The sequence below is a fragment of the Microbacterium enclense genome (assembly GCA_038182865.1).
Classification (GTDB): domain Bacteria; phylum Actinomycetota; class Actinomycetes; order Actinomycetales; family Microbacteriaceae; genus Microbacterium; species Microbacterium enclense_B.
On sequence record CP116226.1, the window covers coordinates 224,663 to 239,860 of the forward strand.

A 15,198-nucleotide genomic window follows, 5' to 3' on the forward strand; every position below is an offset into this window, starting at 1 on the left:
AGCGGGCTGGGTCAGCCCTTGACGTAGGGTTTTCCGGCCGCCGCGGGTCCGCGGACCTTTCCGACGAGACCGGCGACGGCGAAGATCGTCACCACGTACGGCAGCATGAGCATGAACTCGCTGGGTACGGGCGAACCGATCACGCCGAGGGTGTTCTGCAGGTTCGAGGCGAACCCGAACAGCAGGGCGGCGAGGGTCGCGCGGATCGGATCCCACTGGCCGAAGATGACGGCGGCGAGGGCGATGTATCCGGCGCCGGCGGTCATCTCCTTGTTGAACGCACCGACCGAACCCAGGGTGAAGAACGCACCGCCCAGACCGGCGATCGCCCCGCCCAGCGACACGTTCCAGAAGCGGGTCCGGGCGATGTTGATGCCGACGGTGTCGGCGGCCTGCGGGTGCTCTCCGACCGCGCGCAGACGCAGACCCCAGCGGGTGTGGAAGAGTCCGACGTAGACCAGGGCGACCGTGACGTACATGAGGTACACGATGATCGTCTGGTTGAACAGCATCGGTCCGATGATCGGGATGTCGGCCAGCACCGGGATGGGCAGGCGCGGGAAGCGCGGGGGCGAGTTCAGCGTGGCGGCGTTGGGCGAGAGCAGCTGCGAGAAGAGGAAGCTCGTCAGACCCACCACGAGCACGTTCAGCACGACACCGACGATGACCTGGTCGACGAAGTACTTGATCGCGAATGCCGCGAGCACGAACGAGACCAGCACACCCGAGACGGCCGCCGCGAGGAGGCCGATGAAGGGGTTGCCCGTCGCGGTCGCCACGACGGCCGACGTGAAGGCGCCCGCGAGGAGCTGACCTTCGATCGCGATGTTCACCACGCCGACGCGCTCGCTGATGACACCCGCCATGGCACCGAAGATCAGCGGCACCGACAGGCTCAGACCGCCCGCGAGCAGGCCGGTGAGCGGGATGACGGCGGTCGTGGCTCCCGCGGCCGCCCAGGTGAGGAAGCCCACCATGAACACGAGCGCGAACACGACGGCCAGCCAGATCGGCGGACGCCGGCGAGCGCGGACGAGGACGGCCGCGGCGACGGTCACGAGCACCATCAGGATGGTGCAGACGATGCCGGTGACCGTTCCGCCGAGCACGACCTCGGGGAGTTGGAGGAACTCGCCCGGGCTCGAGATGCGGAAGACGGCGTCACCGTCCTGGCGAGCGACGACGAACAGCACGGCGGCGAGCACAGTGATGACGGCGTAGACGATCGGCGCCTTCCAGCTGACCACGACCGCGGTGTCGAGGGCGGCAGGCTGAGGGGCGACCTCGCGGTGCGCGGCGGTGGTGCTCACTTGGCCGCCTCCTTCTTCTTGAGGGCGCGCGCTTTCGGCTGGCGGATCCCGGGGGCCGGCAGGCGGAAGATCGCGCGGACGAGCGGCGGGGCGGCGATGAACAGGACGATGAGCGACTGCACGACGAGCACGATGTCGATCGGGACGCCGTTGGCCGCCTGCATCGCGAATCCGCCGGCCTTGAAGGCGCCGAACAGGATGCCGGCCACGAGCACGCCGGCCGGGGTCGAACGCCCCAGCAGCGCCACCGTGATGGCGTCGAACCCGATGCCGGCGTCGATACCGCTGGAGAACCCGGTCGTCACCGTGCCGAGCACCTGGTCGACGCCGGCGAGACCGAGGAGCGCACCCGAGATGAGCATCGCGTAGACGTACATCGACTTGACGTTGATGCCGGCCACCCGGGCGGCGTTCGGGTTCAGCCCGACGGCGCGGAAGCGGAAGCCGAGGGACGAGCGCTCGAGGATCCACCACACGAGCACCACGGCGAGGATCGAGAGGACGAAGCCGAAGTGGAGGTTGTACCCGGAGCCGAGGAGATCGGGCAGGACCGCCGTCTCCTTCATCGCCGGGGTCGTCGGGTTGCTCGAGCCCGGGGCCTGGAGCAGGCCGGGCGTGCGCAGCATGTAGTAGACGAGATAGAACGCGACGTAGTTGAGCATGATCGTGACGATCACCTCGTGCGCTCCCGTGCGGGCCTTCAGCACACCCGCGATGCCGGCCCAGACGGCGCCGGCGGCGACACCCGCCACGAGGGCGACGAGAAGGTGGACGCCCCAGGGGAGGTCGAAGGCGAAGGCGACCCACCCGCTCGCCGCAGCCGCGACGAGCATCTGGCCGCGGCCACCGATGTTGAACATGCCGACGCGGAACGCCAGGGCGACACCGAGACCGGCGGCGATCAGCGGGGTCGCGAACGTCAGGGTCTCGGTGAGGGGCTTGATGCCCGTCGCGAACTCCGGGCGACGGAAGTTGTAGATCGCGCCCTGGAAGAACGACGAGTACGCGCCCGACACCGACTCCCAGATGGCCGAGAGAGTATCGAGCGGGCGAGCGAAGAAGTAGCCCGAAGCCGCCTGGACGTTCTCGTCGGTCGCGGCGATCATGATCGCGCCGACGACCAGGGCGAGGATCACCGCGAGCACCGAGATGATGGCGTTGCCCGTCGCGATCTCGCGCAGGGCGCGCTGCCAGCGCCCCTCGTCGGGAGCCGGCGGCGGAACGACGACGCGAGCACCCGCCGCGCTGTCGACCACGGCGGGTCCCTCGAGGGCGACGTCGGCCTGCGGCGCCGCGGCGAGGTCGGCCTGCGACACCGTCGGATCTTGAGGGCTGTGCGGATCGCTCACGCGGCCACTCCTTCGTTCTGGGGCGCTTCGCCGGCCATCATGAGGCCCAGGACGTCGCGCGACGTGTCGCCGGGGACGATTCCCACGACGCGACCGCGGTACATGACCATGATGCGATCGGCGAGCGCGGTGACCTCGTCGAGCTCGGTGGAGACGACGATCACGGGCACGCCCGCGTCTCGCGTCTCGATGACGCGCTTGTGGATGAACTCGATCGACCCGACATCCACGCCGCGGGTGGGCTGGGCGGCCACGAAGAGCCGGAGGTCGCGGCTCAACTCGCGCGCCAGCACGACCTTCTGCTGGTTACCGCCGGACAGCTTGCCCACCGCGGTATCGATGGAGGGCGTGCGCACGTCGAACTCCGTGACCTTCTCGCGCGCGAAGTCGGCGAGGGTCGAGAGCTGGATGGCCCCGCCCTTGACGAAGGGCGCGCCGTCGGCGCGGTCCAGCATGAGGTTCTCGGCGATCGAGAACTCCCCCACGAGTCCGTCTTCCTTGCGGTCCTCGGGCACGAACCCGACGCCCGCGTCGAGGACGCCCCGGACGCTGGAGCCGTTCAACTCGGTTCCGTCGAGGACGATCGACCCCTCGACGCGGTCCTGGAGGCCCAGCAACGCCTCGGTGAGTTCTGTCTGCCCGTTGCCCTGCACGCCGGCGATGGCGAGAACCTCACCGCGGCGGACATCGAAGCTGACGTCGTTCACGACGAGCTGACCGATGGCATCGGCCACCGTGAGGCCCGCCACCGACAGGCCCACCTCACCGAGGGTGGGCGCCTCTTTCTGCACGGTGAGCTCCACCGCGCGGCCGACCATGAGGGAGGCGAGCTCGGCGTTCGAGGCACGGGGATCGGCCTCGCCGACGACCTTGCCGAGACGGATGACCGTGATGCGGTCGGCGACTTCGCGGACCTCGCGCAGCTTGTGCGTGATGAAGACGATCGAGGTGCCCGCCTCCTTGAGCTGGCGCATGATCGCCATCAGCTCGTCGGTCTCCTGCGGGGTGAGGACGGCGGTGGGCTCGTCGAACACGAGCACCTTCGCGTCACGGGAGAGCGCCTTGATGATCTCGACGCGCTGCTGCACACCGACGGGCAGATCGTCGACGAGCGCATCGGGGTCGACGTCGAACCCGAAGCGGTCGGAGATCTCACGCACGCGGGCACGAGCGGATGCCAGATCGAGGCGGCCGCCGAAACGGGTCGGCTCGTGACCGAGCATCACATTCTCGGCGACGGTGAAGACGGGGATCAGCATGAAGTGCTGGTGCACCATGCCGATGCCGGCGCGCATCGCGTCGCCGGGGCCGGAGAAGTGCTGGACAGCGTCGTCGAGCAGGATCTCTCCGCCATCGGCCTGATAGAGGCCGTAGAGGACGTTCATGAGGGTGGACTTGCCCGCACCGTTCTCACCGAGCAGGCAGTGGATCTCTCCGGCCGCGACGGTGAGGTCGATGTGATCGTTCGCCACCAGGGATCCGAAGGTTTTCGTGATCCCGCGGAGTTCGAGCTTCATGTTCCCGATCCTAGGTTCTGTGGCACCGCGCGCGGGGGTTCGCGGCGGAAGGACGCGCCTCGTGAGCGTGTCCGGTCAGGGGTGGCTCGACGGTGCACCGGGCCCGGTACACCGTCGCCCATAGAGCGGGGGAGGCCGGCGTGCGCCGACCTCCCCCGGGAGCGTCCGTGTCTCAGCCGGCGAGGTAGGACTCGACGGTGATCTTGCCGCTGATGATGTCGGCCTTGAGGGCGTCGATCTTGGTGGTCAGTTCCGCGGGGACGCGGTCTTCCCAGGAGTGGTACGGCGCGAGGCCGACACCCTCGTTCTCGAGCGTGCCGACGAACGGGGTGGTGTCGAACGAGCCCTCGCCCGCGGCGACGATCGCGTCCTTCGTGCCCACGTCGATGCCCTTGAGGATCGAGGTCAGGAGCAGGTCGCCGATGGCCGGGTCGGTCTCGAACACATCGGCGTCCACGCCGACGAGCGCGATCTCGCGACCGGCGTCCTGGATCGCGACGGCGGCCGACTGGTAGATCGGGCCACCGACGGGCAGCAGCACGTCGACGTTCTGGTCGATGATGGCCTGCGCGGTCTGACGCGCGGTGTCGTTGGCCTCGAAGCCACCGGTGAACGAGCCGTCCTTGGCGGCGCGGTCCCAGCCGACGACGCGGACCGACGCGCCGTTGTCGGCGTTGTACTTCTCGACGCCCTGGGCGAAGCCGTCCATGAAGATGGTGACCGTCGGGATGTTCATGCCACCGAAGGTGCCGACGACGCCGGTCTTCGAGGTGCCCGCGGCGAGGTAGCCGGCGAGGTAGGCCGCCTGAGCGGTGTCGAAGATGATCGGCTTGATGTTCGGGGCGTCGGTCTTGCCGTCGAAGTCGGTGTCGACGGTGTCGTCGATCGAGACGTACTCGAGGTCGGGGTTGGCCTTGGCCGACTCGAGCGCGGCGGGCGCGAGGAGGAAGCCGACCGTGATGATCGTGTTGCACCCCTGGTCGACGAGGCTGGAGAGGTTCGACGCGAAGTCGGTCTCCGACTGCGACTGGACCTCGATCGGCTTCTTCGAGCCGAGCTGCTCGGCGGCGGCGTCGAGGCCCTCCTTGCCGAGCTGGTTGAACGACTTGTCGTCGAAGCCACCGGAGTCCGAGACCATGCAGGGCAGGTAGTCGCTGGCACCGGCCGCGGCGGACGAGCCGTTGCTCTCGGGTGCGGCGCCGCAGCCGGCGAGCAGCACGGCGGTGCCGATCATGGCGAGGCCGCTGACGACGGCCTTCTTCGTGGTCTTCACGAATGGTCCTCCAAGACGGGGGCCCCCAACGGGTTCGGGGGACGATCCCGTCACGTTACCCACTGTGACGATCCGCTTGTGACCCGGCAGGCCCCGTGCAGCGCAATGGTTACAAAGACGCAATCTCGCGTGACGCGCGCGCTACAAGCCGCCTGTCATAGAGGAACCGGATGCCAGGGGCACTGGCATCCGGTCTCAGAGAACGTCGCCGCGACCGGTGAGCTTGAGGGCGTCGACGACTCCCTTGACACGCTGAGCGTTTTCGGCGGTCGTGACCAGAAGGGCATCGGGGGTGTCGACCACGACGATGTCGCGCACGCCGATGAGGCTGATGACGCGCTTGGTCTGGGTCACGACGATGCCGCTCGAGGCGTCGGCGAGCACCCGCGCGTCTTCACCGAGGATCGCGAGCTCGTTGCGACCGTGCGAGTTGAGCTTCGACAGGCTCGCGAAGTCGCCCACGTCGTCCCAATCGAAATGCCCGGGGATCACGGCCAGGCGCCCCTTCTCGGCGGCGGGCTCGGCCACCGAGTAGTCGATGGCGATCTTCTTCAGGCTGGGCCAGAGCCGGTCCACCGCGGGGCCCCGGCGGTCGCGGTCGTCCCAGGCCTCGGCGAGCTCCAGCAGGCCCGCGTGCAGCTCCGGCTCGTTCACCGCGAGCTCGGCGAGGAGCACGTCGGCGCGCGTGATGAACATGCCCGCGTTCCACAGGTACGCGCGGTCCTCGAAGTACTGCTTGGCCGTGTCGAGGTCGGGCTTCTCGACGAAGCGCTCGACCAGGTACGCCTCGGGGGCGCCGTCGACGATGAGCTCGCCGGCCTGCTTGATGTACCCGAAACCGACGGAGGGCTCGTTCGGCTGGATACCGATCGTGCAGATGTACCCGTCACGCGCGACGGCGACCGCCTGGCGCACGGCGAACTCGAACTGGCGCGTCTGCCGGATGACATGGTCGGCGGCGAACGAGCCGATGATCACGTCGGGCTCGCGGCGCACGAGAATGGCCGCGGCCAGACCGATGGCCGCGGACGAGTCGCGAGGCTCGGACTCGAGGAAGACGTTGTGGTCGGGCACGCCCGGCAGCTCCCGCTCCACGGCGGCGCGGTGGGCGCGACCGGTGACGACCGCGATGCGCTCCTCGCTCGCCAGCGGAGCGAGGCGGTCCCAGGTGTCACGCAGCAGGGTCTGCCCCGAGCCGGTGAGGTCGTGGAGGAACTTGGGGGCGTCGGCCCGAGAGAGGGGCCAGAGCCGGCTCCCGATCCCTCCGGCGGGGATCACGGCGTAGAAGTCGTCGATAGCGGAGTCTGCCATGGCACCGACCCTAGCGGCATCGTGTTTCCGCCCCTGGTCGAGCGGTGTGCGCGGGAGTGACGCGGGCAGATCCGCGACGGCCTCGGCAGCCGGAAAGTATCTCGATGTCGAGAGACTGTTAGGCGCCCCTAATCCCCCGGATTCATAGCTCGGCCGTAGTATTTGCTAGCGCCCGTGTGACGCTTGGGGCCTCTGCCGGCTCCCCCACCGTGTTCGATCAGGGAGGACGACCGTGTCAGCACCAGCACGTGCCACGCCGTCGGTGAAAGAGACCACCTCGAAGAGGCCGCGCGGCACTCTGTACCGCGGTCGCGAGGGCATGTGGTCGTGGGTCCTGCACCGCATCACGGGTGTGGCGATCTTCTTCTTCCTCCTCGTGCACATCCTCGACACCGCGCTCATCCGCGTCTCGCCCGAGGCGTACGACGCGGTGATCGGCACCTACAAGAACCCGATCATGGGTCTCGGCGAGGTCGCCCTCGTCGGCGCGATCGCCTACCACGCCTTCAACGGCCTGCGCATCATCCTCGTCGACTTCTGGCCGTGGGCCACGCGTCACCAGCGTCAGCTGTGGTGGGGCGTACTGGGCCTGTGGGTCGTCACGATGCTCGGCTTCACCCCGCGCCACCTCATCAACGTGTTCAGCGCCGTCACCGGGAGCCACTGATGTCCGTCGCCCAGGAAGCCAGCACGATCCCCGCCCCGCGCACGCCGAGCGTGCGCAAGAAGGGCTCCAATCTCGAGAAGTGGGGATGGATCTACATGCGCGCGTCCGGCGTGCTGCTGATCGTCCTCATCTTCGGCCACCTGTTCGTCAACCTCATGACGGGCGACGGCATCCATCAGATCGACTTCGCGTTCGTCGCGGGCAAGCTCGCCTCGCCGTTCTGGCAGTGGTGGGACGTGCTGATGCTGTGGCTGGCCCTCATCCACGGTGCCAACGGCATGCGCACGATCGTGAACGACTACGTCACGAACGCCACCGTCCGCAAGGTCCTCGTTTGGTCGCTGTGGCTGTCGGCGGGATTCCTGATCCTTCTCGGCACCCTCGTGGTCTTCACCTTCGACCCCTGCCTCGGCGTGACCGAGAGCAGCTCCCTGTGGGATGTGTGCCAGGCGGCGTGAGCCGCGGGCATCCCTCCTTTTCCCCGACAGCAGAGGTATCGCACACGTGAGCACCCAGACTTCTTCGGATTCCGTCGTCAAGGACGGCGTCCACTACCACCAGTTCGACGTCGTCATCGTCGGCGCGGGCGGCGCGGGAATGCGCGCGGCCATCGAGGCCGGCCCGGGCGCGAAGACCGCGGTCATCTCCAAGCTCTACCCGACCCGTTCTCACACGGGTGCGGCACAGGGCGGTATGGCGGCGGCGCTGGCCAATGTCGAAGAAGACTCGTGGGAGTGGCACACCTTCGACACGATCAAGGGCGGCGACTACCTCGTCGACCAGGATGCCGCGGAGATCCTCGCCAAAGAGGCGATCGACGCCGTGATCGACCTCGAGAACATGGGCCTGCCGTTCAACCGCACGCCCGAGGGCAAGATCGACCAGCGCCGCTTCGGCGGGCACACCGCCGACCACGGCAAGACGCCCGTCCGCCGCGCGTGCTACGCCGCCGACCGGACGGGTCACATGATCCTGCAGACGCTGTTCCAGAACTGCGTCAAGCTCGGCATCAACTTCTTCAACGAGTTCTACGTGCTCGACCTCATCACGGTGAAGGATGCCGCGGGCAAGACGCAGGTCGCCGGCGTCGTCGCCTACGACCTCGCCACGGGTGAGCTGCACGTGTTCCAGTCGAAGGCCGTCATCTTCGCGACCGGCGGCTTCGGCAAGATCTTCAAGACGACGTCCAACGCCCACACCCTCACCGGTGATGGCGTCGGCATCGTGTGGCGCAAGGGCCTGCCGCTGGAAGACATGGAGTTCTTCCAGTTCCACCCCACCGGCCTCGCCGGTCTCGGCATCCTGTTGACCGAAGGTGCGCGTGGTGAAGGGGCGATCCTCCGCAACGCGAGCGGTGAGCGCTTCATGGAGCGCTACGCCCCCACGATCAAGGACCTCGCTCCCCGCGACATCGTCGCGCGGTGCATGGTGCAGGAAGTGGCCGAAGGCCGCGGAGCCGGCCCGCACCGCGATTACGTGCTGCTGGACTGCACGCACCTGGGCGCCGAGGTGCTCGAGACCAAGCTCCCCGACATCACCGAGTTCGCGCGCACCTACCTCGGCGTCGACCCGGTCGTCGAGCCGGTGCCGGTCATGCCGACCGCGCACTACGCGATGGGCGGCATCCCCACCAACATCAAGGCCGAGGTGCTCGCCGACAACGACACCGTCGTCCCGGGGCTGTACGCCGCCGGCGAGTGCGCCTGCGTCTCGGTGCACGGCTCGAACCGTCTCGGCACCAACTCGCTGCTCGACATCAACGTCTTCGGCAAGCGCGCGGGGCGCAACGCGGTCGAGTACGTCAAGACCGCCGACTTCGTGGCGCTTCCCGAAGATCCGGCCGCCGAGGTGCGCGGGCTGATCGAGGGCCTCCGCAACAACGGGGGAACCGAGCGCATCGCGGTCCTGCGCAAGACGCTGCAGGACGAGATGGACAAGGGCGCGCAGGTGTTCCGCACGCACGAGTCGCTCGCCCACGTCATGGACGTGATCGCCGACCTTCGCGAGCGCTACAAGAACATCCACGTCGACGACAAGGGCAAGCGCTTCAACACCGACCTTCTCGAGGCCGTCGAGCTGGGCTTCCTGCTCGATCTGGCCGAGGTCGTCGTCTACTCGGCGCAGAACCGCGAAGAGAGCCGTGGCGGTCACATGCGCGACGACTTCCCCACGCGCGACGACGAGAACTACATGCAGCACACCATGGCGTACCTGTCGGGGGACCCCCACTCGTCGCACCCCGCCGACCACATCGAACTCGGCTGGAAGCCCGTGGTGTTCACCAAGAACGAGGCCGGGGAGCTGCGCTACCCGCCGCTGGAGAGGAAGTACTGAGATGGCATCCACCGTTCTCGACACCACCGACGTCTCCGACGAGATCGAGCAGGCTCCCGCCGACACCGGCATCCAGTCGTTCCTCGTCACCTTCAACATCCGCCGCTTCGATCCCGAGGTCGACGACGAGCCCCGCTGGGTCGACTACGACGTCGAGCTGTACTCGACCGACCGCGTGCTCGACGCCCTGCACAAGATCAAGTGGGAGACCGACGGTTCGCTGTCGTTCCGCCGCTCGTGCGCGCACGGCATCTGCGGATCGGATGCCATGCGCATCAACGGCCGCAACCGCCTGGCCTGCAAGACGCTGATCAAGGATCTCGACATCTCGCAGCCGATCTACGTCGAGGCGATCAAGGGCTTGCCGCTCGAGAAGGACCTCATCGTCGACATGGAGCCGTTCTTCGCCTCCTACCGCGAGGTGCAGCCCTTCCTCATCTCGAACTCGAAGCCCGAGCCGGGCAAGGAGCGCATCCAGTCGATCGTGGACCGCGAGGTCTTCGACGACACCACGAAGTGCATCCTCTGTGCCGCCTGCACCTCGTCGTGCCCCGTGTTCTGGACCGACGGGCAGTACTTCGGCCCCGCCGCGATCGTCAACGCGCACCGCTTCATCTTCGACTCGCGCGATGACGCCGGTGATGTGCGTCTCGACATCCTCAACGACAAGGAAGGCGTGTGGCGCTGCCGCACGACCTTCAACTGCACCGAGGCGTGCCCGCGTGGCATCGAGGTCACCAAGGCCATCGCCGAGGTCAAGCAGGCCGTCCTCCGCGGCGGTCGCTGACCCTCTCCTCGCGAACGGCGGGTGCGCTTCGGCGCCCCGCCGTTCGGCGTCTCCCAGGGGCACACCGTGCGCCGCGTCGAGCGGAGTTCGACGTCGTGCGACCCGAGCCCGGCCGGCCGGACGCGGCGAGCGACGAGCGCGCGGGTCGATTCACTAGGCTCGACGGGTGACCGAGAGCCGCCACGACCCGCACCCGCTGCCCGCGGCGAGCGAGGACGAGCGCACGCTCCGCGAACGGTTCGACGCGGCCCAGTCGGCCCTGCGCGACCGTCTCGACGAGCCCCTCGCGCGCGCGGCTCAGGTCGTGCAGTGGTTCCCGATCCGCGTGTGGCGGCACTTCCTGCAGCACAACGGCTTCCTGCTCGCCGCCGGCATCAGCTACCAGGGACTGTTCGCGGTGTTCTCCGCGCTCTATCTCTCGTTCGCCGCGGTCGGCATCTGGCTGGGCGGCAGCAAAGCGGCGATCGACGGCCTCATCGGCATCGTCAACGGGTACATCCCGGGCCTCATCAGCAAGAACGGGCTCGTGCAGCCCGACAAGGTCGAGGCCGTCGCCCAGGAGAGCGGGAAGCTCCTCGGCATCACGGGTGGCGTGGCCGCGGTCGTCGTCATCTGGACGGCGATCGGCTTCGTGACCTTCACCCGCCGCGCGGTGCGCGACACGTTCGGCCTGCCGTTCGACATGCGCAACTACGTGCTGCTGAAGGCGCGCGACTTCGTGGCATCCCTGTTGTTTGGTTTCGCTCTGCTGATCGGAGCGCTCCTCGGCTCGATCACGACCGGCGCGGTGGACCTGGTGTTCGGCATCCTCGGCTGGGATCGCGAGACGCCCGGGTGGACGATCGGGGCGCGAGCGGTGTCGGCCCTCATCGCCTTCGCCGTCAACACGGTGGCTCTCGCCTCGCTGTTCCGCTTCCTCACCGGTACCACCCTCACCTGGCGACGGGCGTGGCCGGGCGCGCTGGTCGGCGCGGCCGGCATGGTGCTCCTGCAGATCGGCGCGGGCTTCCTCCTCGTGTACACCCCGACCAACCCGCTCCTGGGAACGTTCGCCGCGCTCATCGGTTTTCTGCTGTGGTTCCGCCTCATCGGCATCGTCATCCTCGTGTCGGCAGCCTGGATCGCGGTCGCCGCGGGCGACCGCGACGTTCCCCTCCGCTCCCCCGAAGACCGACGGGCGATGGAGCAGGCGGCGCTCGTGATCGCGGCGCAGGTGGCGCTGCGCGAGGCTGAGCGTGCCGCGGCGCTCGCGCGGTGGCCCTGGCGCTGGCGCGCCCGGCGACGTCTCGCGGGTGCGAAGAAGAACCTCGCGCAGGCGCAGGCCGCCCTCCCCACTCCGCGGCGGGCCACCCTGCTGCCCGACTGAGCCGGAGCCGGCGTCATCGGCGTCGGGACGAGGAGCCCGAGAGCGATGTCGGAGGCCCGCGTTACGCTCGTCGGGTGGCTCGTTCCGTACGTATCGTCTCCATCAACGTCAATGGCATCCGTGCCGCCGTGCGCAAGGGCATGGTCGAGTGGCTCGAGGGCTCGGGGGCAGACATCGTCGCCCTGCAGGAGGTGCGCGCCACCGCCGAGCAGCTCGCCGAGGCCCTCCCCGGCTGGGAGATCGTCAACGACGAGGCCCTGCAGAAGGGGCGCGCGGGCGTCGCGATCATCAGCCGCCTCCCCGGTGTCGAGACCCGGACGCACCTCGGTCCCGAGCCGCTCGACGCCTCGGGACGATGGATCGAGACCGACTTCGACATCGACGGCGAGACGATCACGATCGTCAGTGCCTACGTGCACAGCGGCGAGGTCGACACGCCCAAGCAAGACGCGAAGTGGCTGTTCCTGGATGCCATGGAGCAGCGCCTCGCCACTCTCAAGGCCGAGCGCGAGCTCGCGCTCGTGACCGGCGATCTCAACGTCGGCCACCGCGAGCTCGACATCAAGAACTGGCGCGGCAACCGCAAGAACGCGGGCTTCCTCCCCCGGGAGCGGGCGTATTTCGACCGCTTCTTCGGCCCCGCCGGCGAGCAGGTCGAGGGGGTCGACGGATCGACGGGCACGGGCCTCGGCTGGATCGATGTCGGACGCCGCCACATGGGCGAGGTCGACGGACCGTACACGTTCTGGTCGATGCGCGGAAAAGCATTCGACACCGACAGCGGCTGGCGCATCGACTATCACGTCGCGACGCCCGCCCTCGCCGAACGGGTCACCGACTACCGGGTCGACCGCGCCCCCTCCTACGACACCCGGTGGAGCGACCACTCCCCCGTCATCGTCGACTACACACTCGGCCGCTGAGACGCCCGCCGGGCGGAAGTCCCGCGCGCCGGGGCGCCTCCCCGGCCGGCGTCTCGAAACCGGGACCGATCGTGCACCCACTGATGCGCCCGGATCGCACGTCGCCCGTCTGCGGGCTCGGTGAAGCGGATGGACGCTGCGACGCGACGGGGAGGTGCGCACCCACGCCTAGGATCGAGGGGTGACTCAGCAGCGCCTCTACTCCGGAATGCAGCCCTCCGCCGACAGCCTCCAGATCGGCAACTACATCGGTGCGCTGCTGCAGTGGCGTCAGCTGCAAGACGAGTACGACGCCTTCTTCTCCGTCGTCGACCTGCACGCCCTCACGCAGCCCGGCGACCCCGCCGAACGTCGCGAGAAGACGCGTCGCACCGCGGCCCAGTACATCGCCGCCGGCATCGAGCCTTCGCGCTCGACACTGTACGTGCAGTCGCACGTGCCCGCGCACGCCGAACTCCAGTGGGTGCTGTCGACCCTCACCGGCTTCGGTGAGGCCGGGCGCATGACGCAGTTCAAGGACAAGTCGGCCCGGTACGGCACGGATGCCACGAACGTCGGCCTGTTCACCTACCCGGTGCTCATGGCCGCCGATATCCTGCTCTACCAGACCGACGTCGTGCCCGTCGGCGACGACCAGAAGCAGCACATCGAGCTCACGCGCGACCTCGCCGAGCGCTTCAACCAGCGCTTCGGCGAGACGTTCACCATGCCCACGCCGATGATCCAGCGGGAGACGGCCCGCATCTACGACCTGCAGAACCCCACCGCGAAGATGTCGAAGTCGGCCGAGTCCGACGCGGGCGTGCTGTGGATGCTGGACGAGCCGAAGGTCAGCGCCAAGAAGATCATGCGCGCGGTCACCGACTCCGAGGGGTCGGTGCGCTTCGACCGCGAGGAGAAGCCGGGCGTCTCGAACCTCCTCGTCATCTACTCGGCCCTGACCGGCCGCGACATCACGACGATCGAGGACGAGTACGCCGGCCGCGGCTACGGCGACTTCAAGAAGGGCCTCGCCGAGGTCGTCGTGAACGAGTTCGAGCCGGTGCGCGAGCGCGCTCTCGAGCTGATCGCCGACCCCGCCGAGCTCGACCGCGTGCTGGCGGTGAACGCGGAGCGGGCGGCATCCGTGGCCGAGAAGACCCTCGCCGACGTGTACGACCGCGTGGGGCTGCTGCGCCGCGGCTGAGGACCCCTCCCGGCGCCCGCGTGCACCGCTCGGCGGATGCCGACCCTGATCGCCGGCGATCCATTCGCCGCGCTTCAGCGGACGGGGAGGGATTGCGTCACAGAACCGGGGAACGGCACCGGATACGGATGAATCGGCCTCGTGCATCCGAATCCGTTGCACATCTCCGGATCCGGTGCACCCCGAGCCTCGCAAGGGGCCTGAGCGATGTCGGGAACTCATGGCAGCATGGGCGCATGCCGGAGATGCCTGAGGTCGAGGGACTCGTGGAGTTCCTCCGTGCCCGCGTCACGGGGCTGCACGTGTCGAAGGCCACCGTGTCGGCGATCAATGCGCTGAAGACCTACGATCCGCCCCTGACGGCGCTCGTGGGCGCGGCCGTGACCGCCGTCGACCGGCACGGCAAGTTCGTCGATGTCTCGACCGACGCGGGTGTGCATCTGATCTTCCACCTCGCGAAGGCCGGCTGGCTGCGCTGGTACGACGCCTTGCCGTCCACGGTCATCAAGCCCGGGAAGACGCCGATCGCCCTGCGCATCGGCTTCGACGACGGCTCCGGATTCGACCTCACCGAGGCGGGCACGAAGAAGTCGCTCGCGGTGTACGCGGTGCGCTCTCCCGACGAGGTGCCGGGCATCGCGCGGCTCGGCCCCGACCCGCTCAGCGAGGGCTTCGACCGGGCAGCGTTCGGCGAATTGCTCGTCGGGCGACGCACCCAGATCAAGGGCGTGCTGCGCGACCAGTCGATCATCGCGGGGGTCGGCAACGCCTACTCCGACGAGATCCTGCACGCCGCGAAGATGTCGCCCTACGCTTTGGCGGCGACCCTCACCGACGACGAGGTCGATCGCCTCTTCACCGCGATGACCGAGACGCTCACCGAGGCGATCGCGGAGGCGCGCGGCAAACCCCCGGCGGAGTTGAAGGATGCCAAGAGACGCGGCATGCGCGTCCACGGTCGCCGCGGCCAGGAGTGCCCGGTGTGCGGCGACGAGGTGCGCAGCGTCTTCTTCGCCGACAACTCGCTCGAGTACTGCCCCACCTGCCAGACCGGGGGCAAGCTGCTGGCCGACCGGAGGCTCTCGCGACTGCTGAAGTGACGCGCGGGGCGCACCGAGGCGGCGCGGGGCACGGCGGCAGGGCCGGGCGCTCGGCACGACGGCCCACGGCCACGC

Annotated in this window: 13 protein-coding genes; 8 read left to right on the top strand and 5 right to left on the bottom strand. The window is 68.6% G+C overall.

Annotated features, from left to right (window positions below):
* Positions 1–11: 11 nt before the first annotated feature.
* From PIR02_01005 to PIR02_01025, 5 genes are all read right to left on the bottom strand, one after another.
* Positions 12–1,310: an ABC transporter permease gene (locus PIR02_01005; GenBank protein WZH37250.1), complete on the bottom strand. Its 1,299-nt coding sequence runs from the start codon at positions 1,308–1,310 to the stop codon at positions 12–14.
* Positions 1,307–2,659 (bottom strand): ABC transporter permease, encoded by a 1,353-nt coding sequence (locus PIR02_01010; protein ID WZH37251.1) that lies wholly within the window; start codon positions 2,657–2,659, stop codon positions 1,307–1,309. Before PIR02_01010 ends, PIR02_01005 begins: the two co-directional genes overlap by 4 nt.
* Positions 2,656–4,176, bottom strand: coding sequence for an ABC transporter ATP-binding protein (locus PIR02_01015; protein ID WZH37252.1), 1,521 nt, complete (start codon positions 4,174–4,176; stop codon positions 2,656–2,658). Before PIR02_01015 ends, PIR02_01010 begins: the two co-directional genes overlap by 4 nt.
* Positions 4,177–4,348: 172 nt before the next feature.
* Complete coding sequence (locus PIR02_01020) at positions 4,349–5,449, bottom strand: BMP family ABC transporter substrate-binding protein (protein ID WZH37253.1); 1,101 nt, start codon at positions 5,447–5,449, stop codon at positions 4,349–4,351.
* 195 nt (positions 5,450–5,644) lie between these two features.
* Positions 5,645–6,760: a mannose-1-phosphate guanylyltransferase gene (locus tag PIR02_01025; GenBank protein WZH37254.1), complete on the bottom strand. Its 1,116-nt coding sequence runs from the start codon at positions 6,758–6,760 to the stop codon at positions 5,645–5,647.
* A 232-nt stretch (positions 6,761–6,992) separates the two neighbouring features.
* On the opposite strand from PIR02_01025, the gene sdhC reads away from it, so the two are divergent.
* From sdhC to PIR02_01065, 8 genes are all read left to right on the top strand, one after another.
* Entirely contained in the window at positions 6,993–7,427 is a 435-nt protein-coding gene (gene sdhC / locus PIR02_01030) for a succinate dehydrogenase, cytochrome b556 subunit (protein ID WZH37255.1), read from the top strand.
* Positions 7,427–7,885, top strand: a complete 459-nt coding sequence (locus tag PIR02_01035; GenBank protein ID WZH37256.1) for a succinate dehydrogenase hydrophobic membrane anchor subunit — start codon at positions 7,427–7,429, stop codon at positions 7,883–7,885. The genes sdhC and PIR02_01035 overlap by 1 nt, the downstream gene beginning before the upstream one ends.
* Positions 7,886–7,931: 46 nt before the next feature.
* Positions 7,932–9,761: a succinate dehydrogenase flavoprotein subunit gene (sdhA, locus tag PIR02_01040; protein ID WZH37257.1), complete on the top strand. Its 1,830-nt coding sequence runs from the start codon at positions 7,932–7,934 to the stop codon at positions 9,759–9,761.
* A 1-nt stretch (position 9,762) separates the two neighbouring features.
* Entirely contained in the window at positions 9,763–10,548 is a 786-nt protein-coding gene (locus tag PIR02_01045; GenBank protein ID WZH37258.1) for a succinate dehydrogenase iron-sulfur subunit, read from the top strand.
* Between the two features lie 166 nt (positions 10,549–10,714).
* The gene (locus tag PIR02_01050) at positions 10,715–11,914 is read left to right on the top strand and encodes a YihY/virulence factor BrkB family protein (GenBank protein ID WZH37259.1); all 1,200 of its coding nucleotides are present in this window, start codon (positions 10,715–10,717) and stop codon (positions 11,912–11,914) included.
* Between the two features lie 74 nt (positions 11,915–11,988).
* A complete protein-coding gene (locus PIR02_01055) occupies positions 11,989–12,837 on the top strand; it encodes an exodeoxyribonuclease III (protein ID WZH37260.1) in 849 nt (282 codons plus the stop codon).
* 181 nt (positions 12,838–13,018) lie between these two features.
* Positions 13,019–14,023 carry a tryptophan--tRNA ligase gene (trpS, locus tag PIR02_01060; protein WZH37261.1) on the top strand — a complete coding sequence of 335 codons (1,005 nt, stop codon included), beginning with the start codon at positions 13,019–13,021 and terminating at the stop codon, positions 14,021–14,023.
* Positions 14,024–14,259: 236 nt separating this feature from the next.
* Positions 14,260–15,123 carry an Fpg/Nei family DNA glycosylase gene (locus PIR02_01065; GenBank protein ID WZH37262.1) on the top strand — a complete coding sequence of 288 codons (864 nt, stop codon included), beginning with the start codon at positions 14,260–14,262 and terminating at the stop codon, positions 15,121–15,123.
* Positions 15,124–15,198 lie beyond the last annotated feature (75 nt).

Coding starts and splice junctions, on each gene's coding strand:
- PIR02_01015 (WZH37252.1), bottom strand. CDS start 4,176: ATGAAGCTCGAACTCCGCGGGATCACGAAAACCTTCGGATCCCTGGTG.
- PIR02_01035 (WZH37256.1), top strand. CDS start 7,427: ATGTCCGTCGCCCAGGAAGCCAGCACGATCCCCGCCCCGCGCACGCCG.
- PIR02_01045 (WZH37258.1), top strand. CDS start 9,763: ATGGCATCCACCGTTCTCGACACCACCGACGTCTCCGACGAGATCGAG.
- PIR02_01025 (WZH37254.1), bottom strand. CDS start 6,760: ATGGCAGACTCCGCTATCGACGACTTCTACGCCGTGATCCCCGCCGGA.
- PIR02_01065 (WZH37262.1), top strand. CDS start 14,260: ATGCCGGAGATGCCTGAGGTCGAGGGACTCGTGGAGTTCCTCCGTGCC.